We start from the raw sequence: 24,520 nt of genomic DNA on the forward strand, positions 1-24,520 counted from the left end.
CCAACGCCAAGGACTTTAGCGGATTTTCCTCGATCAATCAGCGGCGTGGCTTGCGCAAGGCAATCATGGACAGGTCAGGTGGGTTGGAAAAGTCCAGGTTCTTGAGCACGTTACCTGCGTAAATAGTATTACGCTCCAAGTTGTACAACCCTAGATGCAGCTTGGTGGGGCGATCTTTCGGGAGCGTTGCGACGTCGATGAACAACGAGAACGGTGCACTCTCACCTTTCAAGTACAGGGAGTGCTCTGCGAGGTTGCTGCTGTAACGGGTGCTATGGCCATCTTCCTGAACGACCAACAAAGTGGCATCCAGATAGGCCACCTCCTGGCATAACTCAGGTGGAATACTCACTAACCCGGTCAGCTCGATGACGGTCGGTGGCAGTGGATGTTTTTCCGGATCCACGGGGGCACTATCCATAGCGACCAGGTTAAGTTCCAAGGCAATGCCCTGCAGGACATCGGTAATGAGTACCTTCTGCGTCGTGCGGGCTAGCACGGCATCCTCACCTATGCCCGCCGTGCAACGAGCCTCGAGGGTGAGTTCTGCGATATCACCCAGGCTGTTGCGGTCAAGGTGCAAGCGAAAAGGCAGCGGTGCCCCAGTGGCTTGTGAGCTGCAAGTGGCGAGCATCTGTTCTTCGCCTTCCAGCAAGCCTGTCACGATTATGCAAAGGCGTGTCGGGGGCTCGGCAACCGCGGGGACGAAGGGGGCAAAGAGGGTACCGCGGATTTCAAGTGTATCGGACATGTTTGTTACTCAGGTGTGGGGGATAGGATTGCGGTAGCGCAATCCTGGCCCCCTGAGGCATCCTGGTGGAGCTGGAAACCCTATCCTTGCGTGACGTCCGTGGGTTCATCACGGTGCAGTGCGACCTGGCGGATCGACAGGCGCAGCTCGGCCGACAACACGCGCTTGGCCACGCCTTCTGCCAACTCGCCGAGCTTGTCGTGATAACCCAGCTTGCCTTGCGCGTCGGCGTGCAGCACGCCTTGCTCGAGCAAGGTCTGGATGAAATGGCGGAACAGCGTCTTGTCGAAGAACTCCGGGGCGTTCAGGCCGTGCAGGATCGACAGGCGCTGGGCCATCATCACGCACAGGTCTTCCAGTTCTTCGGCGCTGAGGCTGTTCTGTCCGCTGTTGAGCAGCAGCGAAGTGGCCATGTAGAAGCGCTGCAGAGTCTGGGTGATGGTGCGAGCGAGCAGGGTGAGCAATACGAACTGCCGCGAGCTGGGTGGCGGGCGAATGTAAGTATCGTTGTCCTGGCGCAGCAGCCCTTGCTCGACCAGGGCGGCCAGCCACTGGTCGATCACCGCATCCAGTTGCTCCGGCGTCCAGCGCAGGAACAGTTCGGCCTGCAGGTAGGGGTACAGCGCATGCACATACTGGCCCAGCAGTTCGCGGCTCATGCGCGAGCTGCTGAGGAAGAAGCTGGCCAGCAGCGCCGGCAGGGCGAAGATGTGCAGCACGTTGTTGCGGTAATAGGTCATCAGTACCGCGTTGCCTTCATCCAGGTACAGGATGCGGCCAAGGGCGTCCTTCTGCTCGGCGACCAGGTTCATGCCGCGCACGTGTTCGATCAGCGCCTGGCCATCGCCCTCGGGCAGGGTGGTGTGCGGCGAATAGGGCACCTGGCGCAGCAAGGCCAGGTACAGGTCGAGCACGCGGGTCAGGGCGCGCTCGTCCAGGGCCAGGCGGCTGGTGGACAGCAGCGCCAGGGCCACCAGGTTGACCGGGTTGATCGCGGCCGCCTCGTTGAGGTGGCGGGCCACGGTTTCGCCCAGGCGGGTGGTGGCGGCGTTGAGCCAGGCAGGGCGGTATTGCGGGCCGTGGTCCTGTTCACGCCAGCCGGGCTGTTGCTGGTCGAGGAAGCCGGCCAGGCGGATCGGCTCGCCGAAGTTCACGTACACCTGGCCAAAGCGCTGCTTGAGCGCGCCGAATACCTTGAAGATGTCGAAGATCGACTCTTTCTTCTTGCTGGCACCGCGCAGTTCGCCCAGGTAGGTGCGCCCTTCGAGCACGCGCTCGTAGCCGATGTACACCGGCACGAACACGATCGGCGTGCGCGACGAGCGCAGGAAGCTGCGCAAGGTAATGGCCAGCATCCCGGTGCGTGGCTGCAGCATGCGCCCGGTGCGCGAGCGGCCGCCTTCGACGAAGTATTCGACCGGGAAACCCTTGGTGTACAGGGTATGCAGGTATTCATTGAATACTGCGGTGTACAGCGGGTTGCCCTTGAACGTGCGGCGCATGAAGAAGGCACCACCACGGCGCAGCAGGTTACCCACCAGCGGCATGTTGAGGTTGATGCCCGCAGCCACATGCGGCGGTGTCAGGCCGTTGCGGAACAACAGGTACGACAGCAGCAGGTAGTCGATGTGGCTGCGATGGCACGGTACGTAGATCACTTCGTGGCCAGGGGCGATGCCCTGCACCTGCTCGATGTGGTTGACCTTGATGCCATCGTAGATCTTGTTCCAGAACCAGCTCAGCACTACTTCGAGAAAGCGGATGGCGGTGTAGGTGTAGTCCGAGGCGATCTCGTTGCCATAGCGCAGAGCCTGGGCTTCGGCCTTGGCCAGCGGCAGGTTCTCGCGCTGCGCCTCATCGACGATGGCCTGGCGCACTTGGGGAGCGTGGATCAGGCCCTTGACCAGGTTGCGCCGGTGCGAGATGTCCGGGCCGATAACGGCGGTCTTGAGGTTGCGAAAGTGCACGCGCATCAGGCGCTGGGCCATGCGCACGGTGCGCTCGTGGCCCTTGTTGTGCTGTACCAGTTCGCGCAGGTGGATGGGCGCGGAGAACTGCACCCGGGTCTTGCGCCCGAGGATCAGTACGGTCAGCAGCCGGCGCAGGCGTCCGGTAACTGCCCAGCTGTCGGCGAACAGCAACTTCCACGGGCTGGATTCACTCGCCGGGGTCTGGCCCCAGAACACACTGACCGGAATGATCTGCGCATCCTCTTCGGCATGCTGGCTGACGGCGGCGACCAGGCGCTCCAGGGTGGGCGGGGCGCCGCGCTTGTCATGGCGGCCGAGCCAGTCCGGGTCCGGGGTCAGGTAGAAGAATGCCGCCGGTTCCTGCAGCGGGCCAACCGCTACTGGCAGCACCGGGCGCGGCAAGCCTGCCTTGGTGCATTCATGGTCGAGCACGGCCAGGTCGGTGAGTGCGGGCGAGGGCAAGGCGTAGAACACCGGGCGGCTGCGGTCGAGCTTGAGGGTGAGGGAGGACTGGTTGATGGTCTCGGAGCGTACCCACAGGTACAACAGGCGACGCAGGGCGCCGAAGATCAGGCGGCGCAGGGGGGAACGGGTCATGGGGTGTGTGCCCTGGGTGTGATTTTCAGGTGGGTATCCAGCCATTTAGTCTGCCGTATCCGCGCAAGTTCAGCAAAAATCGCCGAACGGCGCGACGGTCATCAAATTTTTTTGTTCTGTGTCATATACTCGGCCTGCCACTTGCAAGATATTTGCGCAAGCGGCGTCGACACAGGGAGCAGACCCTGTGTCTGCAAGGCGATCTTCACAATAAAAATCCGGAGTAGTTCAGATGTCGTCTCGTGAGACTGGGAATGTAAAGTGGTTCAACGATGCCAAGGGTTATGGCTTCATTCAGCGCGAAGGTGGTGCGGATGTCTTCGTCCACTATCGGGCGATTCGCGGTGAGGGGCATCGTACCCTGGTCGAAGGGCAGCGGGTGGAATACGCCTGCGTGCAGGGCCAGAAAGGCCTGCAAGCCGAAGACGTAGTGGGCCTCTGAGCCTCAAGCTGTAACGGTTTGTGTGGGAGCCGGCTTGCCGGCGATCACCGGCGAAGCCGGTGCCAGGCACCGTGTTGCCTGCATCGCCGGCAAGCCGGCTCCCACAAAAAATACCGCTCAAGCGGTGCGCCAGGTGATTTCCTCTTCACCGTCGGCGCTGATGCGGACCCAGCGGTCGGCATCTTCTTCCCCATCTTCCTCCACCCAGCCACCTGGCGCGCAACGCACTTCCACACCCAGTGCAGCAAATGCGGCGCGGGCGCAGGCGACGTCATCGGCCCACGGCGTCTGGTCGCTTTCCAGGTACAGGCTGTTCCATTTCCCTACAGCCTTGGGTAGCCAGGTGACCGGAATGTTACCGGCCAGGCATTTGAAGGTATGGCCTTTCTGCTTCCATTCGCTGCATGGGCCGATTGCCTGGGCGAGCCATTCGGCAATCTGCTTGTGGTCGACGTCGGCGTCCTTCAGGTAGATCTCGATATCAGGTTGGCGCATAAGGGCTCCGGGTTTGCTCAGTCTTGGCGCACGAAATAGTCATAACGCATGGAAACCGTGACCTCGAACGGCTCGGGCTGGTCGATCACCCGGGCACGCTTTTCGGCACTGGCACGCCAGCCGTGCGGGGTCATGGCCAGCAGGTCGGCGCGGGCCTTGGGTGCGGCCAGGCTCAGGCGGAACTCCAGGGTTTCGCTGTGGGCAAGGGCCATGCCTTCGGGGACCAGGGCCAGGTGTTTGTCGTCGGCGTAAGGGCGTACTTCATCGTAGAGCACTTCGCGCAGTTCCATCAGGTGGCCGCTGGTGGGGCCGACCCGCATCAGGCCACCGCCTGGGCCGAGCAGGCGCTTGGCCTCGGCCCAGTCCAGCGGGCTGAACACGCTGGCGATGAACTGGCAGCTGGCGTCGGCAAGCGGCACGCGGGCCATGCTGGCGACCATCCAGGTAACCTCGGGCGCGCGGCGGCAGGCACGCTTGACTGCCTCGCGAGAGATGTCCAGGGCGTAGCCGTCGGCAGCCGGCAGAGCCTGGGCGACCTGCGCAGTGTAGTAACCCTCGCCGCAGCCGATGTCCAGCCAGGCCCCGGGCTGGCGCTCGGCGGCCAGCTCGGCCAGGCGGCGCGCCACCGGCGCGTAGTGGCCGGCGTCGAGGAAATCGCGGCGGGCTTCGACCATGGCCTGGTTGTCACCGGGGTCGCGGCTGTTCTTGTGCTGCACCGGCAGCAGGTTCAGGTAACCCTGGCGGGCCCGGTCGAAGCGGTGGCCGGCCGGGCACACCACACCGTTGTCGAGCCGGCTCAGTGGCGCCTGGCAAAGAGGGCAGGCGAGCATCAGGCGAGCAACCGGACCAGGGTCTGGTAGTAGATTTCGGTGAGCAGGTCGAGGTCGCTGGCCAGGATCCGCTCATCCACCTGGTGGATGGTGGCGTTGACCGGGCCGAGTTCGACCACCTGGGTACCCATGGTGGCGATGAAGCGGCCATCGGAGGTACCGCCGCTGGTCGACGGCTGGGTGTCGCGACCGGTGACGCCCTTGATGCTGGCCGAAACGGCGTCCAGCAATTCGCCCGGTTCGGTAAGGAACGGCAGGCCCGACAGCGCCCAGTCGATCGACCAGTCCAGCTCATGCTTGTCGAGGATTGCCGATACCCGCGCCTGCAGGCCTTCGACAGTCGACTCGGTGGAGAAGCGGAAGTTGAACAGTGCGGTCAGGTCGCCCGGGACCACATTGGTGGCACCGGTGCCGGAATTGAGGTTGGAGATCTGGAAGCTGGTCGGCGGGAAGAACGCATTGCCTTCGTCCCAGTGCTCCGTCGCCAGTTCTGCCAGGGCCGGTGCGGCCAGGTGGATCGGGTTGCGTGCCAGGTGCGGGTAGGCCACATGGCCCTGCTTGCCGCGCACTGTGAGCTTGGCGCCCAACGAGCCACGGCGGCCGTTCTTGACCACGTCACCCAGCAAGGTGGTGCTGGAGGGCTCGCCAACGATGCACCAGTCCAGGCGCTCGTTGCGTGCTTTCAGGCGCTCGACCACGGCCTTGGTGCCATGGTGGGCCGGGCCTTCCTCGTCGCTGGTGATCAGGAACGCGACCTTGCCGCGGTGGTTCGGGTAGTCCTGCACGAAGCGCTCGCTGGCAATCACCATGGAGGCCAGGCTGCCTTTCATGTCAGCGGCGCCACGGCCGCAGAGCATGCCATCGGCGTCGATCAGCGCTTCGAACGGCTCATGCTGCCATTGCTGTACCGGGCCGGTGGGTACCACATCGGTGTGGCCGGCGAAGCACAGCACCGGACCGTCCTGGTTGCCGTGAGTGGCCCAGAAGTTGTCGACGTCCTCGATGCGCATCGGTTCCAGCTGGAAGCCCACGGCGCCCAGGCGATTCATCATCTGCGCCTGGCAGTCGGCGTCGACGGGGGTGACCGAGGGGCGGCGGATCAGGTCACAGGCCAGTTGTAGGGTGGGCGAGAGCTCGGCAGGGGCCGTCATGGGGGACTCCGGGGCAAGGCAAGGCGGGGAAATCTGAGGGGCGTTATCTTATATCAAACCGTCAGGCCAATGGGGCCGCTTTGCGGCCCATCGCGACACAAGGCCGCTCCTACAGGCGATCGCGCCACATCTGACAGGATGCGATCCGGTGTAGGAGCGGCCTTGTGTCGCGAACGGGGCGCAAAGCGCCCCCACGATCTCAAGCCTGCTGCGCCTCGACGGCCTTTTCCCCGGGCTTGGGCAGCGACGACAGGAACGCCATCACCAGCGCCGCCACATAAGGCAACGACTGCACCAGCAACATCGCCACCCAGAAGCGCATGTCCGAACTCGGCAGGCCCTGCACCAGGTAGATACCCAGCGCCGCGCCCCACAACAGCAACATGATGAACAGCTCTTCCCGCGCCTCGGAAATCGCCACCAGCAACCCATGGCTGTCGGCGTTTTTCGGCGTGCGGAAGAACGGCATGCTGCTGGTAAAGAACCCGTACAGCACCGCCTTGGCAATGGTATGCGACAGTGCCAGCCCCGCCAGTGCCGCAGCAAAGGCATCTTTCAGGTTCACCCCTACCGCGCGGCGGTAGAGGAAGATGATCTTGCCGACCTTGAAGAAGAACAGCGCCAACGGCGGAATGGCAAAGATCATTAGCGGCGGGTCGACTCGGTGCGGCACGATGATCATCGCCGCCGACCACAGCAGCGCACCGATGGTGAAGAAGATGTTCATGCCATCGGCGATCCATGGCAGCCAGCCGGCCAGGAAGTGGTAGCGCTGGCCGCGGGTCAGCTCGCTACCCTTGCCGCGCAACAGGGCGCTGGCATGGTGCTTGATGATCTGGATGGCACCATACGCCCAGCGGAAGCGTTGCTTCTTGAAGTCGATGAAGGTGTCTGGCATCAGGCCTTTGCCGTAGCTGTTGTGGGCATAGGCGGCCGACAGGCCCTTCTCGAACACTCGCAAGCCAAGTTCGGCGTCCTCGCAAATGCACCACTCGGCCCAGCCCAGCTCTTCCAGCACGCTGCGCCGGGTCATGGTCATGGTGCCGTGCTGGATGATCGCATCACGGTCGTTGCGGGTGACCATGCCGATGTGGAAGAAGCCCTTGTACTCGCTGTAGCACAGCTTCTTGAAGGCGCTTTCGTGCTGGTCGCGGTAGTCCTGCGGCGACTGCACCACGGCAATCTTCGGGTCGGCGAAGTGCGGCACCATGTGTTTGAGCCAGTTGCGGTCGACGCAGTAGTCCGAGTCGATCACCGCGATCACTTCGGCGTCCTTAGCGGTGTGCGGGATCAGGTAGTTCAGCGCCCCGCCCTTGAAGCCGGCCAGGGGTGCGACGTGGAAGAACTTGAAGCGCTCGCCGAGCTTCTCGCAATGGGCCTTGAGCGGCTCCCACACGGCCGGGTCCTTGGTGTTGTTGTCGATCACCAGCACTTCGTAGTCGGGGTAGTCCAGCGCGGCCAGGGCATCGAGGGTCTGTTTGACCATCTCTGGCGGCTCGTTGTAGCACGGCACATGCACCGACACCTTGGGCCGGTAGGCGCTGTCGGCCTGCACCGGCAGGAACTCGCGACGGCGCTTGTGTATCCACACCGCCTCGGCCAGTTCGTGGGCCTCGGTCAGCAGCACGATGAACACGCCCAGCGCGCCGAGGGCCAGCAACACGCCTACGGTAAGGCTGAACCAGGTGCTGTATTGCTGGCTGTAGTCGTAGGCGATCCATACCAGCACCGACCCGCACAGGAAGGTGATGAAGGTCAGGAAGGTGCGGCCTCGCTGGCGCAGGGCCGAACCGTCGATGAACAGCACCATCAGGGCAATCATCGCCAGCACCACCGAGGCGACTGCCAGGGCCCGCCATTGCGGAATCGCCACCACCGGGCCGTCGAAGTTGAATTTTTGCTGGCGCTCGGCGTTGTACACGCCCCAGTAGGCACCCACCGAGCCTTCGTCGCTGGCCTTCCACGGCTGGTCATAGGCTTCGATGACGAAGTAGTTGTAGCCACGCCGGTTGAGGGTGTTGACCAGGGTGCGCAGGTAGATGGCCTGGTCGGCCTGGGTGGCATCGGCGCCACCGCGCATGCGGCCGTTGCTCGGCCAGCCGACTTCCGACAACAGCAGGGGTTTGCGCGGGAACTGGTGCTTCAGCTCGCGGGCGCGGTCGAGCACGAACTCGACCGAATCCTTCATCGGCACGAACTCCCAGTACGGCAGGATGTGTGCGGCAATCAGGTCGACGTGCTTGGCCAGCTGCGGGTTTTCCTTCCAGATGTGCCATTGCTCGCTGGTGGTCACCGGCACCTTGACGGCTGCGCGTACCCGGTCGAGATACTTGATCAGGTTTTCCGGGGTGACTTCTTCACGGAACAGCGCTTCGTTGCCGACCACTACCCGAACCACGCTGCGCGAGTTGTTGGCCAGCTGGATGGCCGTGGCGATTTCGCGTTCGTTGCGCTCCAGGTCCGGGCTGATCCAGATGCCCAGCGTCACCCGCAGGCCAAATTCCTCGGCCAGACGCGGGATATCCGCCTGGGTGCCCTCCACGGTGTAGATCCGGATGCTGTCGGTCAGTTTGCTCAACTGTTCCAGGTCCTGGCGCATCTCGTCGTCACTGGGGTACTGCCCCTTCTGCGGGCTTTCGCCCAGACGGAACGGTGAATACGAGAAACCAGAGATCTGCTCTGGCCAGGCGGGGGCGGAGACCGGGCGGTTGATCAGTGCCCAGAACCCGGTGAACAACGCGGCGATGGCCAGGACCACGACCAGGTTCAGGCCGAATTTACGTGAAGACATTGTCGTCCATATGTGTCGAAGTGATAGGACATTAAAGCAGGGTTGGTAGTCTCTTTCCTAACGATGCAGGCCATGGGCCCGCTGGCATATAATGCGCGCCGGTTTTTTGGGGTATGAACATGAGCACAGAAGATCCACGCTTCGCCGGCGTTGCCCGGCTGTATGGCGACCAGGGGCTGCACCGTCTGGGCCAGGCCCATGTGGCCGTGGTCGGTATAGGCGGGGTAGGCTCGTGGGCGGCGGAAGCGCTGGCACGCAGTGGCGTGGGCGAGATCACGCTGTTCGACCTCGACGACGTGTGTGTCAGCAACACCAACCGCCAGGCCCATGCCCTGGAAGGGCAGGTGGGGCGGCCCAAGGTCGAGGTCATGGCCGAGCGACTGCGGGCGATCAACCCGGCGTGCACGGTGCATGCAGTGGCCGACTTCGTCACCCGCGACACCATGGTCGAATACATCACCGAGAACCTCGACTGTGTGATCGACTGTATCGACAGCGTCATGGCCAAGGCGGCGCTGATCGCCTGGTGCCGGCGACGCAAGATCGCCATCGTCACCACCGGTGGCGCCGGTGGGCAGATCGACCCGACCCAGATCCAGATCGCCGACCTGAACAAGACCTTCAACGACCCGCTGGCCTCGCGGGTGCGTTCCACCTTGCGCCGCGACTACAACTTCTCGCGCAATGTCAGCCGCAACTATGGTGTGCCATGCGTGTTCTCCAGCGAACAGCTGCGCTACCCCAAGGGCGATGGCAGCGTTTGCCTGCAGAAAAGCTTCGTGGGCGAGGGCGTGCGGCTGGACTGCTCGGGTGGCTTTGGCGCGGTGATGATGGTGACCGCGACCTTTGGCATGGTGGCGGCGAGCAAGGCGGTGGAAAAACTGGTGGCCGGGGCACGACGGCCTTCGGAGCGGGTCAAGCCTGAATAGACCGCATGGGCTTCTTCGCGGGCTTGCCCGCTCCCACAGGTACTGCATTTCTCTCAAGAAAGGTGAAAGTCCTGTGGGAGCGGGCGAGCCCGCGAAGAAGCCAGCACCGATTCAACGGTTGGACGCCAGCTCCGCCATCCGCTGCAACACCGCATGCAGCCCATTGCTGCGCGACGGCGAAAGCTGACGCTCCAGGCCCAGCTGAGTGAACCACTCACGCAGATCGAGCCCGGCGAGCTCTTCGCTGGCCAACCCCTGCACCCGCACCAGCAACAACGCCAGCAGCCCGCGCAACAGGCGTGCATCGCTGCTGGCCTTGAACCGCCACAAGCCCTCGACCTGCTCGGCCACCAGCCATACCAGGCTTTCGCAGCCATGCACGCGGTTAGCCTCGGTCTTTTCGCTGTCAGCCAGCGGTTCCAGCCGGTCGCCCCACTGCATCAGCAGCCGCGCACGCTGTTCCCAACCCTTGCCCTGCTCGAAAGCTTCCAGCGCCTGGCGCGCCTGATCGGGCAGCGTCATCGCAACAGCTCCAGGCCTTGATCCAGCGCCGCGAAGAAACGCTGCAAGTCATCGCTATCGTTATATAGCCCCAATGACACGCGGATCGCGCCCTCCAGGCCCAAACCCTTCAGCAGCGGCATGGCACAGTGATGCCCGGCACGCACGGCAATGCCTTGCTCGGTCAGCAGGTGAGCGATGTCGGCGTTGTGCACGCCTTCAATGACGAAACTGGCAAGGGCCGCCTGTGGGTTGCCGAGGATACGCACCCCATCGCGGTCCGCCAGGCCGCGCAGCAGATGCTGGTGCAGGCTGGTTTCATGGGCTTCGAGTGCCTGGGCATCGAGGCTTGCCAGGTAGTCCAGGGTCGCCCCCAGGCCGATCACTCCGGCGATCGGCGGCGTACCGGCCTCGAACCCCAGCGGTGCCGGGCGGAAGCTGGCGCTGTGGTACTCGGCCAGTTGCACCATCTCGCCGCCGAACTGCCAGTGGTGCAGCAGGTCCAGCGCCTGGCTGCGGCCGTACAGCACGCCAACGCCTTCCGGGCCGTACAGCTTGTGGCTGGAGAAAACATAGAAGTCGCAGCCAAGTTGCTGAACATCATGGCGGCCATGCACCACGCCCTGGGCACCGTCGACCACGGTCAACGCGCCTTGGGAGCGGGCATGGGCCAGCAGCGCTGGTAGCGGTTGCCAAGTGCCCAGCACGTTGGACAGCTGGCTCACCGCCAGCACCCGGGTGCGCGGGCCGATCAGTTGCAGCGCCTGGTCCAGGTCGATGCGGCCATGGGCATCCAGCGGCAGCACCACCAGGCGCAGGTTGCGCCGGCGCGCCAACTGTTGCCAGGGCAGCAGGTTGGCATGGTGCTCCAGGGCGCTGACGGCAATTTCGTCACCGGCCTCGAAGCGGTGCTCCAGGCCGTAGGCCAGCAAGTTCAGCGCCGAGGTAGCACCGTGGGTGAAGATGATCTGCCGCGAGTCTGCGGCATTTAGCCAGGCGGCAACCTTGTCACGACTGGTTTCGAAGGCCTGGGTTGCCAGTGCGCCGGGCAAGTGCTGGGCACGGTGCACGTTGGCCGCGCCATGGCCGTAGTAATGGCTCAGGGCATCGAGCAAGGCTTGCGGCTTCTGGGTGGTGGCGGCGCTGTCCAAGTAGGTCTGGTGCTGCCGTTGCAGGGCGGCGATCGCGGGAAAATCGGCACGCCAGGGGGAGGGCTGGAACATGGTCGCGGGGCCTGGAATGAAAATCGGGTCTGGCACCTTGGCGCCAGACCCGATCTTAACACTTCAAACCGCCGAGGGTTCTCAGTTGTGCGCGTGCAGCGCCTCGTTCAGCTCGATGGCCGACTTGTGGGTCTTGCATTCCACCGCGCCGTTCAACGAGTTGCGGCGGAACAGCAGGTCGGTCTGGCCGGCCAGGTCGCGGGCCTTGACCACCTTGACCAGCTGGTTGTTCTCGTCCAGCAGGTTCACCTTGGTACCGGCGGTGATGTACAGGCCGGCTTCGACGGTGTTGCGGTCGCCCAGCGGAATGCCGATACCGGCGTTGGCGCCGATCAGGCAGCCTTCGCCAACCTTGATGACGATGTTGCCGCCACCGGACAGGGTGCCCATGGTCGAGCAGCCGCCGCCCAGGTCCGAGCCCTTGCCGACGAATACGCCAGCGGAAACGCGGCCTTCGATCATGCCCGGGCCTTCGGTGCCAGCGTTAAAGTTGACGAAGCCTTCGTGCATGATGGTGGTGCCTTCGCCGATGTAGGCGCCCAGGCGCACACGGGCGGTGTCGGCGATACGCACGCCGGCCGGGACCACGTAGTCGGTCATTTTCGGGAACTTGTCCACCGAGAACACTTCCAGCAGCTCGCCCTTCAGGCGCGCTTCCAGTTGCAGTTCGGCGAGTTCGGCCAGGTCGACCGCGCCCTGGTTGGTCCAGGCCACGTTCGGCAGCAGCGGGAAGATGCCGGCCAGGCTCACGCCGTGTGGCTTGACCAGGCGGTGCGACAGCAGGTGCAGCTTGAGGTAGGCCTCTGGGGTCGAGGTCAGCGCGGCGTCTTCGGCCAGCAGGGTGGCGACCAGCGGCTTGTGGCTTTCAGCCAGGCGGGTCAGCAGGGCGGCCTGGGCGGCATCCACGCCTTTCACGGCTTCGGCCAGTTGCGCGGCCTGGGCGTTGCTGAAGGCGATGGCCTGGTTGCCACCTTGGTAACCGAGAACCGGGGCTACTGCAGCGACCAGTTCGGCGCTCGGGTTGAGCAGCGGTTGTGCGTAGAACACTTCCAGCCAGGCGCCCTGGCGGTTCTGGGAGCCGACACCGAAGGCCAGGCTGAACAGGGTATTGGACATGTGATTACCTCGTGCGAAATAGGGTAGCGGCTCAGGCCAGGGCAGCGGCATACAGGTCGGGCTTGAAGCCGACCAGGGTACGCGCGCCAAGGTCTAGCACCGGGCGCTTGATCATCGACGGCTGGGCCAGCATCAACTCGACGGCCTTGGCCTGGTCGAGGTCGGCCTTGCTGGCGTCGTCCAGCTTGCGGAAGGTGGTGCCGGCACGGTTGAGGATGACTTCCCAGCCGTGTTCGTCGCACCAGCGATTCAGGCTGTCACGATCGATGCCTTGGGCCTTGTAGTCGTGGAATTCGTAGGCGATGGCCTGGTCTTCGAGCCAGGTACGCGCCTTTTTCATGGTGTCACAGGCTTTGATGCCGTAGAGCGTGTAGGTCATTGTGTGCATTGGGGTCACAGGTTGCCCCAATCTCTCCGTTTTCCGATTTCAGTCGCGGGATTATGCGGGAACGATCCACGCGGCGCCACGCCCGTGGCGCCCATGTTTAGTGATCAGGGTGTGTCTCAAGCGACCAGGCGCTGTACCGAACCGAAGATCTCATCACCGTGTTGCTGTTCGGCGGTGCGCAGATCGAAGGCGGTCTGCAGGTTGAGCCAGAACTCGGGGGTGGTGTCCAGGCAGATGGACAGGCGCAGCGCCATGTCGGCGGAAACACCGCCCCGTTCACGCAGGATGTTGTTGACGGTTGGCGTGGCAACGCCTAGCGCCCGGGCCAGTGCCGCGGCGCTGAAACCCATTTCTTTCTGGAAGTCCTCACGCAGGACCTCTCCGGGATGAATCGGACGCATACCGTTCTTGAGCATGGTGCACCTCAGTGGTAATCGACAATTTCAACGTTAATCGGCCCGTTGTCGGTCCAGGTAAAGCACAGGCGCCATTGGTCATTGACACGGATACTGTGCTGGCCGGCACGGTTGCCGCTCAATGCCTCGAGACGGTTGCCAGGTGGCGACCGAAGGTCTCGCAGCTCTGTTGCGGCCTCGAGCATGGCCAGTTTGCGTTCCGCAACTGACTTGATATCTGACCAACGCCGTGTCTTTCCATGAGTAAAAAGTGCTTCCGTGTCGGCACAGCTAAAGCTTCGAATCATGATGCTGAATGCTTAACGTTATTCGTTAAGGATGATTATACGGCGGTATTTCAGCAGTTCAAGCCTGGCTAGCGCACGATGCTCGCCAACGTCAGTCACGATTGCTGGGTATCATCATGTTACATATTCCCCAACCACCTGCGACTATCGTGCAGCGGCCCTGAATCGCCCATCGCCGCTAACATATTGTTTCAATGGCGATGTTTCGCCCTGTTGTCGTCTCTGGTTCACAAAGGAAGCTTTCCCGGATGCAGTCCGCCTATACCGTTCTCATCCTGCTGACGCTGGTTAGCGTGTCGAAGCTGGTCGGCCGCATGATTCCGCTGCCATTGCCGCTGGTGCAGATAGCCGCCGGCGCCTTGCTCGCTTGGCCGACACTGGGCCTGCATGTGGCACTGGACCCCGAGCTGTTCCTGTTCCTGTTCCTGCCGCCGCTGCTGTTCGCCGACGGCTGGCGCATTCCCAAGCGCGAGTTGTGGCGCATTCGTGGGCCGGTGGTGGCGCTGGCCGTGGGCCTTGTGCTGTTTACCGTGGTCGGTGCCGGTTACTTCATTCACTGGTTGCTGCCGAGCATCCCGCTGCCAGTGGCCTTCGCCCTGGCCGCAGTGCTGTCGCCGACCGACGCCGTGGCGGTTTCGGCCATCACCCAGGACCGGCTGCCCACCCCGCTGATGCACATGCTCCAGGGCGAGGCCCTGATGAACGATGCCTCGGGCCTGGTGACCTTCAAGTTTGCCCTGGCGGCGGCGATCACCGGGGTGTTCTCGCTGACGGATGCAAGTTTCAGCTTCGTTCTGGTCGCCCTGGGCGGCCTGGCGGTGGGCGTGGCCCTGAGCTGGCTGATCGGCCGCCTGCGGGCATGGATGATCGCTCGCGGCTGGGACGACCCGGCCACCCACGTGGTGTTCATGTTGCTGCTGCCGTTCGCCGCCTACGTGCTGGCCGAGCGCCTGGGCGTGTCGGGCATCCTTTCGGCGGTGGCGGCCGGCATGATGCAGAGTTGGCTCGACCTGCTGCCACGGCAGACCAGCACGCGCCTGCTCAACCGCAGCGTGTGGTCGCTGCTGGAGTTCGCTTTCAACGGCCTGATCTTCCTGCTGCTGGGCCTGCAGCTGCCAGACATCATCAAGGCGGTGGTCAGCCACGAAGCGACTGTGTGGCCGACCCTGGCCTACCGCTGCCTGGACGTAGTGGCGATCTTTGCCGCGCTGATCTTGTTGCGGTTCATCTGGGTGCAGAGCATCTGGCGCTCGATCGGTGTGGTACGCCGCTGGCGCGGCAAGCCCGCGCTGGTGCTGATGCCGACGGCGCGTTCCTGCTGGTTGCTGACCCTGGGCGGTGTGCGCGGTGCGGTGACCCTGGCCGGCGTGATGTCGATCCCGCTGCTGATAGGGGCGGGCAAGGCCTTCCCGGAGCGTGACCTGCTGATTTTCATTGCGGCCGGGGTGATCCTGCTGTCGTTGATCAGCGCCTGTATCGCGTTACCGATTTTGCTGCGCGGTATTACCAAAAGCCCGGATGAGCGGCTGCATCAGGAGGTGCAGGAGGCGTGGCGACGCACGGCCGAGGCGGCGATCCATGCGCTGGAGGCCGAGGAAGTGATCGACAGCAATGCGCCGCAGGATGCCGCGCAGGCGACCCTGGCGACCGAGTTGAAGGCGCGCTTGATGGCGGAATACCGCGATGAGCTGGACAGCTACAACGACACCGCCGAGGCCAAGGCGCTGGCCGAGCAGATGGACCTGCTGGAGCGGCGTTTGCGCTTGCGGGCGCTGCGGGCGCAGCGGTTGGAACTGTACGAGCTGCATCGCAAGCATCAGGTGGGGGATGAAGTGGTGCGGCAGGTGCTGGGTGAGCTGGATCTGAGTGAGGCAAACCTGGGGTCAGTCAGGTAGACAGCGGGGGGCCGCTTTGCGGCCCTTTCGCCGGCAAGCCAGCTCCCACAGGGACTGCACAGGGCTTGAAGTTGATGCGGTCAAGGTGGGAGCAACTGTCTTGCTCAATTTCTAAAAGCTGGCGCGATCCCTGTGGGAGCGGGCGCGCCCGCGAACACGGGCGAAGCCCGTGCCATCCACCGCGTCGTCTGTTTCGCGGGCTTGCCCGCTCCCACAGGTACTGCGCAAGTCTTGAGGGCAGCGCGGTCAAGGTGGGAGCTGGCTTGCCGGCGAAAGGGGCGCAAAGCGCCCCCTAAGCCAATTAGCGGTTCTGCAGAAATGCGCGAATTCGCTCCGCCGCCTCGATGCACTCGGCCAGCGGTGCAACCAGTGCCATGCGCACACGCCCGGCACCCGGGTTCACGCCATCCACTTCACGCGACAGGTACGACCCCGGCACCACCGTCACATGCTGGGCCTCGAACAAGTCGCGGGTGAATTCGGCATCGCCGCCGGGTACCTTGGCCCACAGGTAAAAGCTGCCATCCGGGCGCTGCACATCCAGCACCGGCTGCAGGATATCCAGCACGGCATCGTACTTGGCGCGGTACTGGTCGCGGTTCTCGCGTACATGCGCCTCGTCCTGCCACGCAGCAATGCTGGCCAGCTGGGTTTGTACCGGCATCGCGCAGCCGTGGTAGGTACGGTACAGCAGGAACGGCTTGATGATCTCGGCGTCACCGGCGACGAAGCCGGAGCGCAGGCCCGGCAGGTTGGAGCGCTTGGACAGGCTGTGGAATACCACGCAGCGCTTGAAGTCGCTGCGGCCCAGTTCCGCACAGGCAGTCAGCAGGCCTGGTGGTGGGGCATCCTCGTCGAAGTACAGCTCGCTGTAGCACTCGTCGGCGGCAATCACGAAGTCATGCTCGTCGGCCAGGGCAATCAGCTTCTTCAGTGTGGTCATCGGCACCAATGCGCCGGTGGGGTTGCCCGGCGAGCACAGGAACAGGATCTGGCAACGCTTCCACACTTCAGCCGGCACGGCGTCGAAGTCGGGGTTGAAACCGTTGCTTTCCAGGCACGGCAGATAGTGCGGGGTGGCACCGGCCAGCAGCGCTGCGCCTTCGTAGATCTGATAGAACGGGTTGGGGCTGACCACCAGGCCGTCATCGGCGCGGTTGACCACGGCCTGGGTGAAGGCGAACAACGCTTCGCGGGTGCCGTTGACCGGCAGGATGTGGCGGTCGGCGTTCAGCCAGCCGGCCGGTACGCCGAAGCGCCGCTCGCACCACTGGCCGATGGCCTGGCGCAGGGCAGGCAGGCCGATGGTGCTTGGGTACACTGCCAGCTTGTCGAGGTTGTCGGCCATGGCCTGGGCAACGAACGCCGGCGATTCGTGCTTCGGCTCACCGATCGACAAGGCGATGGCGCGCTTGTCCGCCGCAGGTGCAACGCTACCCAGCAGGGCGCGGAGTTTCTCGAACGGGTAGGGCTGAAGCTGGGTCAAGGCATGGTTCATCGGCGCAAGGTCTCGTCAATCGTCTAGTCGTTAAAAGGTCACGCGGGTAGGGCTGGCATCGCTGGCCTGGCCGGCCTGCAGCTGCTGGACGATGGCCTCCTGCAGCCGGCTGCACAGCTGAGGGTCGGACAGCGGCTGGTTGTCGGCATCGGTGATGAAGAACACGTCTTCCACCCGCTCGCCAAGGGTGGCGATCTTGGCGTTCTGCAGCGACAGGTCGAACTCCAGGAAGATCCGCCCCAGCCGGGCCAGTAGGCCTGGGCGGTCGGGCGCAGTGATTTCGAGGATGGTTACCGGTCGCTGGGCATCGTTGAGGATGGTCACCTGTGGCGGGAAGTCGAAGTGTTTGAGCTGGCGCGGTACCCGACGCTGGATGATGGTCGGGTAATCCTCGGGGTTGCGCAGCGCTTCGGTCAGGCCATCGCGAATCTGCTTGACCCGCTGCGGGTTGTCGCCGATCGAGCCGCCATCGTTGTCCAGGACAATGTAGGTGTCGAGGGTGAACTGGCTGCTCGAAGTGATGATCCGCGCGTCATGAATGTTCAGGTTCAGCTGCGACATGGCCGCCACCGTCACGGCAAAGAAGTCGTGCTGGTCGGGGGCATAGATGAAGATCTGCGTGCCACCCTCGAATTCGCGTTGGGTGGTTTCCTTGATCAGCACCAGCGGCCCGCCATCGGCCGGCTGCTGGAGAATCGCGTCACTGTGCCATGCCACGTCGGCGGCGGTGTGCTTGAGGAAGTAATCATCGCCCAGCTGCGACCACAGTTGCTCGACGTCGTCCGGGTCGGTGCCTTCGCGCACCAGGATATCCAGCGCCGCCGATTGGGTCTGGCGAATCTGCTCTTCGCGGTCCAGCGGGTTTTCCAGGCCACGGCGCAGGGCGCGCTTGGTCTCGGTGTACAGCTGGCGCAGCAGGCTTGCCCGCCACGAGTTCCACAGGCTGGGGTTGGTGGCGTTGATATCGGCCACGGTCAGCACGTACAGGTAGTCCAGGCGTGTCTCGTCGCCCACGTGCAGGGCAAAATCGTTGATCACCTGAGGGTCGGACAAGTCCTTGCGCTGGGCGGTGGTCGACATCACCAGGTGGTTCTGCACCAGCCAGACGATCAACCGGCTGTCCCAGGCCGGCAACTGGTGGCGTTCGCAGAACTTCTGCGCATCCACCGCGCCCAGCTCGGAATGGTCGCCCTGGCGGCCCTTGCCGATGTCGTGGTACAGGCCGGCCAGGTAGATCAGCTCGGGCTTGGGCAGGCGGCCCATGAGCTTGCTGGCCAGCGGGAATTTCTCGGACACCGGCGTGTATTGAAGCTTGCGCAGGTGCTTGATGAGGTTGAGGGTGTGCGCATCGACCGTATAGATGTGGAACAGGTCGTGCTGCATTTGCCCGACAATCAGGCCGAACTCGGGCAAGTAGCGGCCGAGGATGCCGTAGCGGTTCATCCGCCGCAGGTTGCGGTGGATGCCGATTTCGCACTTGAACAGCTCGATGAACAGGCTGGTGTTGCGGATATCGGTGCGGAAGGTGTCGTCGATCAGGTGCCGGTGCTCGCGCAGCAGCCGCACCGTATCGGCACGTACGCCCTTGATCTCGGGGTGCTGGGCCATCAGCACGAAGATTTCCAGCATGGCGAACGGTGTGCGCCTGAACACGTTCGGCCTGGCCGCTTCTATATAGCCGTCATGCAGGCGGAAGCGCGCATTCAGCGGCTGGGTAGTGCCGCTGTCGTCATCGGCGAGGATGACTTCCTCAAAGTGCTGGATGATCAGGTCGCACAACTGGCTGATGCTCATCACCACCCGGTAGTACTGCTGCATGAACTGCTCGATCGCCCGCTTGGGGTTGTCGTCGCTGTAGCCCAGCAGCGCGGCGATGCTGCGCTGGTGGTCGAACAGCAGGCGGTCCTCGGCGCGCCCGGCCAGCATGTGCAGGGCGTAGCGCACCCTCCACAGGAAGTCCTGGGACGAGGCCAACAGCTCGTTCTCGCTTTCCAGCAGGAAACCTTCGCCGGCCAGCGCGTGCAGGTTGAGGGTGCCATACTGGCGGCGGGCCACCCACAGCACTGTCTGGATGTCGCGCAGGCCACCGGGTGAACCTTTCACATTGGGTTCGAGGTTGTACTCGGTGTCGTTGTACTTGTGGTGGCGGGCCTTGAGTTCAGCCCGCTTGGCCAGGAAGAAGTCCTTGCTCGGCCACATATGCGCAGTGCTGGTCACTTCCAGCATGCGCTGGCGCAGCGCCTCGGGGCCGGCAATGGTGCGGCTTTCAATTAGGTTGGTGATGACCGTCAGGTCGGCACGGGCCTGCTCTGCGCACTCGTCGACGGTACGCACGCTCTGGCCCACTTCCAGGCCGATGTCCCACAGCAGGGTGAGAAACCGTTCGATGGCATCGCGGTACTGCTCGTGTTCGGCGGCACCCAGCAGGATCAGCAGGTCGATGTCCGAATGCGGGTGCAGCTCACCGCGCCCGTAACCGCCCACCGCGACCAGGGCGATGCCGCTCTGGTCGCCCCAGTCGAACTGGTTCCAGGCCTGTTGCAGGATGTTGTCGACGAGCCAGGCGCGGGCCTCGATCAGCGGGCGAATTTCGTTCCCACTGCGGAAACGCTTGTCGAGCACCTCGCCGGCCTGGCGGATGGCTTTCTTGAAGGCGGCGATGGGGCTCGCCTTGAGGGCCAGTTCCGCCTGGAACTGGCCGCGGTCGAACAGCTCGGGGTCCACCTGGGGCATCGCGTCACGTTCCTGTCGTGGAGTGGCCTGTGGGAGTGCGGTCAGGCCGAGGTGCGCGGGATGGTGTCGTCCTTGCGCAGGGTGAAGATCTCGTAGCCGGTCGCAGTCACCACCAGGGTGTGCTCCCACTGGGCCGAGAGCTTGCGGTCCTTGGTGATGGCGGTCCAGCCGTCGCCCAGCACCTTGGTATCGGCCTTGCCCTGGTTGATCATCGGCTCGATGGTGAAGGTCATGCCTTCCTTCAGCTCCATGCCGGTGCCGGCGCGGCCGTAGTGCAGGATCTGCGGCTCTTCGTGGAACACCTTGCCGATACCGTGGCCGCAGAACTCGCGCACCACCGAGAAGCCGTTCTTTTCAGCGTGCTTCTGGATCACTTCGCCGATATCGCCCAGGCGGCAGCCCGGCTTGACCAGTTCGATGGCCTTGTACATGCATTCCTGAGTGACCTTGGACAGGCGCTCGGCCCATACTGGCACGGTGCCGACGTGGAACATGCGGCTGGTGTCGCCGTGGTAGCCGTCCTTGATCACGGTGACGTCGATGTTCAGCGTGTCACCATCCTTGAGCGGCTTGTCGTTGGGGATGCCGTGGCAGACCACATGGTTGATCGAGGTGCAGATCGACTTCGGGTAGCCCTTGTAGTTGAGCGGTGCCGGAATGGCCTGCTGGACGTTGACGATGTAGTCGTGGCACAGGCGGTCCAGCTCTTCGGTGGTGATACCGGGCTTGACGTGTTCCTCGATCATTTCCAGCACCTCGGCGGCCAGGCGGCCGGCGATGCGCATCTTCTCGATGTCTTCTGCAGTCTTGATGGTGACGGTCATTACAGGCTCTCTACGGCGCCGTGCACGGCGCGAACAAACGGGAAAGGCCGGATTCTAGCAGAGCAGGGCGCCGATCGGTCGGCATGCGGATGGAGAATTGGGACTGCTGCGCAGTCCATCGCCGGCAAGCCAGCTCCTACACGAATCGGGTTACCCTTGTTGAAGCTGTCATCCATGGAAAGCATTCTGGCCTGTTTGGCGGGGTGCTGCAAAAGCCGCTGACGGACGCAATGGTATCCGGGTTCCGTTCGGCCGCGGTCTGTGGTATAAAATGCGCCGCTTTCGGGGATGACCCCGTCAGCATTAACCCACACACGTGTCGACACGATGACCTGGGTGCCCCGAGTTGCAGAATTCGCGGGTTGGTCATTGGGATACGTGGAGGCCCAACCCGACTTATCAAGGAACTATCATGTCCCAAGTCAACATGCGCGATATGCTGAAGGCCGGTGTGCACTTCGGCCACCAGACCCGTTACTGGAACCCGAAAATGGGCAAGTACATTTTCGGCGCGCGTAACAAGATCCACATCGTCAACCTGGAAAAAACCCTGCCAATGTTCAACGACGCTCTGTCGTTCGTAGAGCGCCTGGCCCAGGGCAAGAACAAGATCCTGTTCGTCGGCACCAAGCGTTCCGCCGGCAAGATCGTCGCCGAGCAAGCTGCTCGTTGCGGTTCGCCGTACGTTGACCACCGTTGGTTGGGCGGCATGCTGACCAACTACAAGACCATCCGCGCTTCGATCAAGCGTCTGCGCGACCTGGAAACCCAGGCCGAAGACGGCACTTTCGCCAAGCTGACCAAGAAAGAAGCCCTGATGCGCTCCCGCGACCTGGAAAAACTGGATCGCAGCCTGGGCGGCATCAAGGACATGGGTGGTCTGCCAGACGCTCTGTTCGTTATCGACGTTGATCACGAGCGCATCGCGATCACCGAAGCCAACAAGCTGGGCATCCCGGTTATCGGCGTTGTCGATACCAACAGCAGCCCGGAAGGTGTTGACTACATCATCCCAGGTAACGATGACGCCATCCGCGCTATCGAGCTGTACATGACTTCGATGGCTGACGCAGTCATCCGCGGCCGCAACAACGTTGCCGGCGGCACCGAAGTTTACGCTGAAGAAGCGGCTGCACCTGCTGCCGAGTAATTAGACGCTAGCGTCGACTTGGCACGCAAAAAGGGGGCTCTGCCCCCTTTTTGCCACCTTGAAATCCTGCTGTCAGCATCGGCCCCGCATCATGGGTCAGCTGAGATAAACACAGCGGATTCGCAGAATTGAACGCCCGTGACGAACGGGTGGAATGGTTGAAAAACTTTCCAAGAGGATTTTGAAATGGCAGCAATTACTGCAGCGCTGGTCAAAGAACTGCGCGAGCGTACCGGCGAAGGCATGATGGATTGCAAGAAGGCCCTGGAAAAGGCCGACGGCGACATCGAAAAAGCCATTGACGACATGCGTGCCTCGGGCGCCATCAAGGCCGCCAAAAAGGCTGGCAACGTCGCTGCTGAAGGCGCTATCGCCGTCAAGACCGACGGTAAATCCGCCGTCCTGCTCGAAGTGAACTCGCAGACCGACTTCCTGGCCCTGCAAGATGACTTCAAGAACTTCGTTGCCGAAAGCATCGAAGAAGCTTTCGCCCAGAAGCTGACCGACGCCGCTCCGCTGATCGCCTCGCGCGAAGCTGCTCGTGAAGCCCTGGTTGCCAAGTGCGGCGAGAACGTCAACATCCGTCGCCTGGTGCGCGTTGAAGGTGACGTTGTCGGTGCCTACCTGCACGGCAACAAGATCGGCGCTGCCGTTGTCCTGAAAGGCGGTGACGTCGATCTGGCCAAGAACATCGCCATGCACGTTGCAGCTTCGAACCCGGAGTTCCTGCTGCCGTCGGAAGTTTCGGCCGAAGCCATCGAGCGCGAGAAGGGTGTCTTCCTGCAGCTGAACGCTGACAAGATCGCCGGCAAGCCGGAAAACATCGTCGAGAACATGATCAAGGGTCGTATCTCGAAGTTCCTGGCCGAAGCCTCGCTGGTCGAGCAAGCCTTCGTCATGAACCCGGAAGTCAAGGTTGGCGAGCTGGCCAAGAAAGCCGGTGCTGAAATCGTTTCCTTCACCTACTTCAAGGTAGGCGAAGGCATCGAGAAGCCAGTCGACGACTTCGCTGCTGAAGTTGCCGCTCAGGTCGCTGCTGCCAAGCAGTAAGACAGCCCCGTCTGTCGCCCCAAAGAGGCTGCCCGCTCACGCGCGCAGCCTCTTTGTCAAAACGGCGAAGGGTTTATAAGGCCCATCGCCGCTGGCACCGAAGCGGTGCCACGCTACAGTTAGCTGGCTGCAAACAGCCCGCACGAATTTTCTAAAAGTACGCCGCAGGAGAGACTCGCAATGGCTCAGCAGGTGAGTGGTCGCCAACCTCGCTATAAACGCATTTTGCTCAAACTTAGCGGCGAGGCCCTGATGGGCTCGGAAGACTTCGGGATCGACCCGAAAGTGCTGGATCGCATGGCCCTCGAAGTTGGCCAGCTGGTAGGGATCGGTGTCCAGGTCGGCCTGGTGATCGGCGGTGGTAACCTGTTCCGCGGCGCCGCGCTCAGCGCAGCCGGCATGGACCGTGTCACCGGTGACCACATGGGCATGCTGGCCACCGTGATGAACGCCCTGGCCATGCGCGACGCGCTCGAGCGCTCGAACATCCCGGCCCTGGTCATGTCGGCCATTTCCATGGTCGGTGTCACCGATCATTACGATCGTCGCAAAGCTATTCGTCACCTCAACTCCGGGGATGTGGTAATTTTCTCCGCCGGTACCGGCAACCCGTTCTTCACTACCGACTCCGCGGCCTGCCTGCGCGCCATCGAAATCGATGCCGACGTGGTGCTGAAAGCGACCAAGGTCGATGGTGTGTACACTGCCGATCCATTCAAGGACCCACATGCCGAGAAGTTCGATCACCTGACCTACGACGAGGTCCTGGATCGCAAGCTGGGCGTGATGGACCTGACCGCAATCTGCCTGTGCCGTGACCACAAGATGCCATTGCGGGTATTCAACATGAACAAGCCTGGCGCCCTGCTGAACATCGTGGTGGGTGGCGCTGAAGGCACTCTGATCGAGGAAGGCCAAGCATGATCAACGACATCAAGAAAGACGCGCAGGAGCGCATGACCAAGTCCCTTGAGGCCCTGGCTCGCAACCTGGCGGCAATCCGCACCGGTCGCGCCCACCCGAGCATCCTGGACAGCGTCAAGGTCACGGCCTGGGGTAGCGAGATGCCGCTTAACCAGGTAGCCGCGATCACCGTCGAAGATGCCCGCACCCTGAAGATCGTCGCTCACGACAAGAACCTCAGCGCCGCCATCGAGAAGGCCATCCTCACCTCCGACCTGGGCCTGAACCCGTCCAGCGCCGGTACCACCATCCGTGTGCCGATGCCGGCCCTGACCGAGGAAACCCGCAAGGGCTACACCAAGCAGGCCAGCGGCGTTGCCGAGGATGCCAAGGTGGCCGTGCGCAACGTGCGCCGTGACGCCCTGGCCGACTTGAAGAAGCTGACCAAGGACAAGGAAATCAGCGAAGACGAAGAGCGTCGCGCCGCTGACGAAATCCAGAAGCTGACCGACAAGTATGTTGCCGAGGTCGATGCCGCCTTCAAAGCCAAGGAAAAGGACCTGATGGCCGTCTAAGGCCG

22 protein-coding genes are annotated in these 24,520 nt (G+C 63.1%); 7 read left to right on the plus strand and 15 right to left on the minus strand.

The window, feature by feature from the left end; genetic code table 11:
• Positions 1-37: 37 nt before the first annotated feature.
• Both JV551A3_RS07850 and plsB read right to left on the minus strand, forming a co-directional pair.
• Positions 38-751 carry a hypothetical protein gene (locus tag JV551A3_RS07850; protein ID WP_133970526.1) on the minus strand — a complete coding sequence of 238 codons (714 nt, stop codon included), beginning with the start codon at positions 749-751 and terminating at the stop codon, positions 38-40.
• A gap of 80 nt (positions 752-831) precedes the next feature.
• A complete protein-coding gene (plsB, locus tag JV551A3_RS07855; RefSeq protein ID WP_133970527.1) occupies positions 832-3,318 on the minus strand; it encodes a glycerol-3-phosphate 1-O-acyltransferase PlsB in 2,487 nt (828 codons plus the stop codon).
• Positions 3,319-3,550: 232 nt separating this feature from the next.
• Between plsB and JV551A3_RS07860 the strand changes: the two genes are divergently transcribed.
• Positions 3,551-3,760: a cold-shock protein gene (locus JV551A3_RS07860; protein WP_003252255.1), complete on the plus strand. Its 210-nt coding sequence runs from the start codon at positions 3,551-3,553 to the stop codon at positions 3,758-3,760.
• A gap of 117 nt (positions 3,761-3,877) precedes the next feature.
• Here JV551A3_RS07860 and JV551A3_RS07870 read toward each other — a convergent pair whose 3' ends face one another.
• The 4 genes from JV551A3_RS07870 to JV551A3_RS07885 form a co-directional block, all read right to left on the minus strand.
• On the minus strand, positions 3,878-4,255 hold the full coding sequence (locus JV551A3_RS07870) for a hypothetical protein (protein ID WP_112251022.1): 378 nt from the start codon (positions 4,253-4,255) through the stop codon (positions 3,878-3,880).
• A gap of 17 nt (positions 4,256-4,272) precedes the next feature.
• Positions 4,273-5,085: a putative RNA methyltransferase gene (locus JV551A3_RS07875; RefSeq protein WP_133970528.1), complete on the minus strand. Its 813-nt coding sequence runs from the start codon at positions 5,083-5,085 to the stop codon at positions 4,273-4,275.
• Positions 5,085-6,236, minus strand: coding sequence for a succinyl-diaminopimelate desuccinylase (dapE, locus tag JV551A3_RS07880; RefSeq protein ID WP_133970529.1), 1,152 nt, complete (start codon positions 6,234-6,236; stop codon positions 5,085-5,087). The genes JV551A3_RS07875 and dapE overlap by 1 nt, the downstream gene beginning before the upstream one ends.
• Positions 6,237-6,435: 199 nt before the next feature.
• The gene (locus JV551A3_RS07885) at positions 6,436-9,027 is read right to left on the minus strand and encodes a glycosyltransferase (protein WP_133970530.1); all 2,592 of its coding nucleotides are present in this window, start codon (positions 9,025-9,027) and stop codon (positions 6,436-6,438) included.
• Between the two features lie 119 nt (positions 9,028-9,146).
• On the opposite strand from JV551A3_RS07885, the gene tcdA reads away from it, so the two are divergent.
• Positions 9,147-9,956: a tRNA cyclic N6-threonylcarbamoyladenosine(37) synthase TcdA gene (gene tcdA / locus JV551A3_RS07890; RefSeq protein ID WP_166674220.1), complete on the plus strand. Its 810-nt coding sequence runs from the start codon at positions 9,147-9,149 to the stop codon at positions 9,954-9,956.
• Positions 9,957-10,067: 111 nt separating this feature from the next.
• Here tcdA and JV551A3_RS07900 read toward each other — a convergent pair whose 3' ends face one another.
• The 6 genes from JV551A3_RS07900 to JV551A3_RS07925 all read right to left on the minus strand — a co-directional run bounded on the left by JV551A3_RS07900 (position 10,068) and on the right by JV551A3_RS07925 (position 13,887).
• The gene (locus JV551A3_RS07900; RefSeq protein ID WP_085618290.1) at positions 10,068-10,478 is read right to left on the minus strand and encodes a SufE family protein; all 411 of its coding nucleotides are present in this window, start codon (positions 10,476-10,478) and stop codon (positions 10,068-10,070) included.
• Positions 10,475-11,680, minus strand: a complete 1,206-nt coding sequence (locus JV551A3_RS07905; protein ID WP_133970532.1) for a cysteine desulfurase — start codon at positions 11,678-11,680, stop codon at positions 10,475-10,477. The genes JV551A3_RS07900 and JV551A3_RS07905 overlap by 4 nt, the downstream gene beginning before the upstream one ends.
• Before the next feature lie 81 nt (positions 11,681-11,761).
• Positions 11,762-12,796: a 2,3,4,5-tetrahydropyridine-2,6-dicarboxylate N-succinyltransferase gene (dapD, locus tag JV551A3_RS07910; RefSeq protein WP_025337969.1), complete on the minus strand. Its 1,035-nt coding sequence runs from the start codon at positions 12,794-12,796 to the stop codon at positions 11,762-11,764.
• A 31-nt stretch (positions 12,797-12,827) separates the two neighbouring features.
• Positions 12,828-13,175, minus strand: coding sequence for an ArsC family reductase (locus tag JV551A3_RS07915; protein ID WP_025337970.1), 348 nt, complete (start codon positions 13,173-13,175; stop codon positions 12,828-12,830).
• Positions 13,176-13,300: 125 nt separating this feature from the next.
• Positions 13,301-13,600: a type II toxin-antitoxin system antitoxin GraA gene (gene graA, locus JV551A3_RS07920; RefSeq protein ID WP_133970533.1), complete on the minus strand. Its 300-nt coding sequence runs from the start codon at positions 13,598-13,600 to the stop codon at positions 13,301-13,303.
• An 8-nt stretch (positions 13,601-13,608) separates the two neighbouring features.
• Complete coding sequence (locus JV551A3_RS07925; RefSeq protein WP_133970534.1) at positions 13,609-13,887, minus strand: type II toxin-antitoxin system RelE/ParE family toxin; 279 nt, start codon at positions 13,885-13,887, stop codon at positions 13,609-13,611.
• A gap of 248 nt (positions 13,888-14,135) precedes the next feature.
• Here JV551A3_RS07925 and JV551A3_RS07930 point away from each other — a divergent pair, with 248 nt between their 5' ends.
• Positions 14,136-15,782: a Na+/H+ antiporter gene (locus JV551A3_RS07930; protein WP_133978555.1), complete on the plus strand. Its 1,647-nt coding sequence runs from the start codon at positions 14,136-14,138 to the stop codon at positions 15,780-15,782.
• A 301-nt stretch (positions 15,783-16,083) separates the two neighbouring features.
• On the opposite strand, the gene dapC is transcribed toward JV551A3_RS07930, so the two are convergent.
• The 3 genes from dapC to map are packed head-to-tail and all read right to left on the minus strand — an operon-like array spanning position 16,084 to position 20,837.
• Positions 16,084-17,280, minus strand: coding sequence for a succinyldiaminopimelate transaminase (gene dapC / locus JV551A3_RS07935; protein WP_133978557.1), 1,197 nt, complete (start codon positions 17,278-17,280; stop codon positions 16,084-16,086).
• 30 nt (positions 17,281-17,310) lie between these two features.
• Positions 17,311-20,013 (minus strand): [protein-PII] uridylyltransferase, encoded by a 2,703-nt coding sequence (locus JV551A3_RS07940; RefSeq protein ID WP_133970537.1) that lies wholly within the window; start codon positions 20,011-20,013, stop codon positions 17,311-17,313.
• A 41-nt stretch (positions 20,014-20,054) separates the two neighbouring features.
• A complete protein-coding gene (gene map / locus JV551A3_RS07945) occupies positions 20,055-20,837 on the minus strand; it encodes a type I methionyl aminopeptidase (RefSeq protein WP_133970538.1) in 783 nt (260 codons plus the stop codon).
• Positions 20,838-21,249: 412 nt separating this feature from the next.
• Here map and rpsB point away from each other — a divergent pair, with 412 nt between their 5' ends.
• From rpsB to frr, 4 genes are all read left to right on the plus strand, one after another.
• The gene (rpsB, locus tag JV551A3_RS07950; protein WP_003252287.1) at positions 21,250-21,987 is read left to right on the plus strand and encodes a 30S ribosomal protein S2; all 738 of its coding nucleotides are present in this window, start codon (positions 21,250-21,252) and stop codon (positions 21,985-21,987) included.
• 186 nt (positions 21,988-22,173) lie between these two features.
• Positions 22,174-23,037, plus strand: a complete 864-nt coding sequence (gene tsf, locus JV551A3_RS07955) for a translation elongation factor Ts (protein ID WP_112251043.1) — start codon at positions 22,174-22,176, stop codon at positions 23,035-23,037.
• Positions 23,038-23,217: 180 nt separating this feature from the next.
• Positions 23,218-23,961, plus strand: a complete 744-nt coding sequence (gene pyrH, locus JV551A3_RS07960) for a UMP kinase (RefSeq protein ID WP_056796398.1) — start codon at positions 23,218-23,220, stop codon at positions 23,959-23,961.
• On the plus strand, positions 23,958-24,515 hold the full coding sequence (frr, locus tag JV551A3_RS07965) for a ribosome recycling factor (protein ID WP_013971251.1): 558 nt from the start codon (positions 23,958-23,960) through the stop codon (positions 24,513-24,515). Before pyrH ends, frr begins: the two co-directional genes overlap by 4 nt.
• The last annotated feature ends 5 nt before the right edge of the window (positions 24,516-24,520 follow it).

This window comes from Pseudomonas inefficax (assembly GCF_900277125.1).
In the GTDB taxonomy this organism is placed as follows: domain Bacteria; phylum Pseudomonadota; class Gammaproteobacteria; order Pseudomonadales; family Pseudomonadaceae; genus Aquipseudomonas; species Aquipseudomonas inefficax.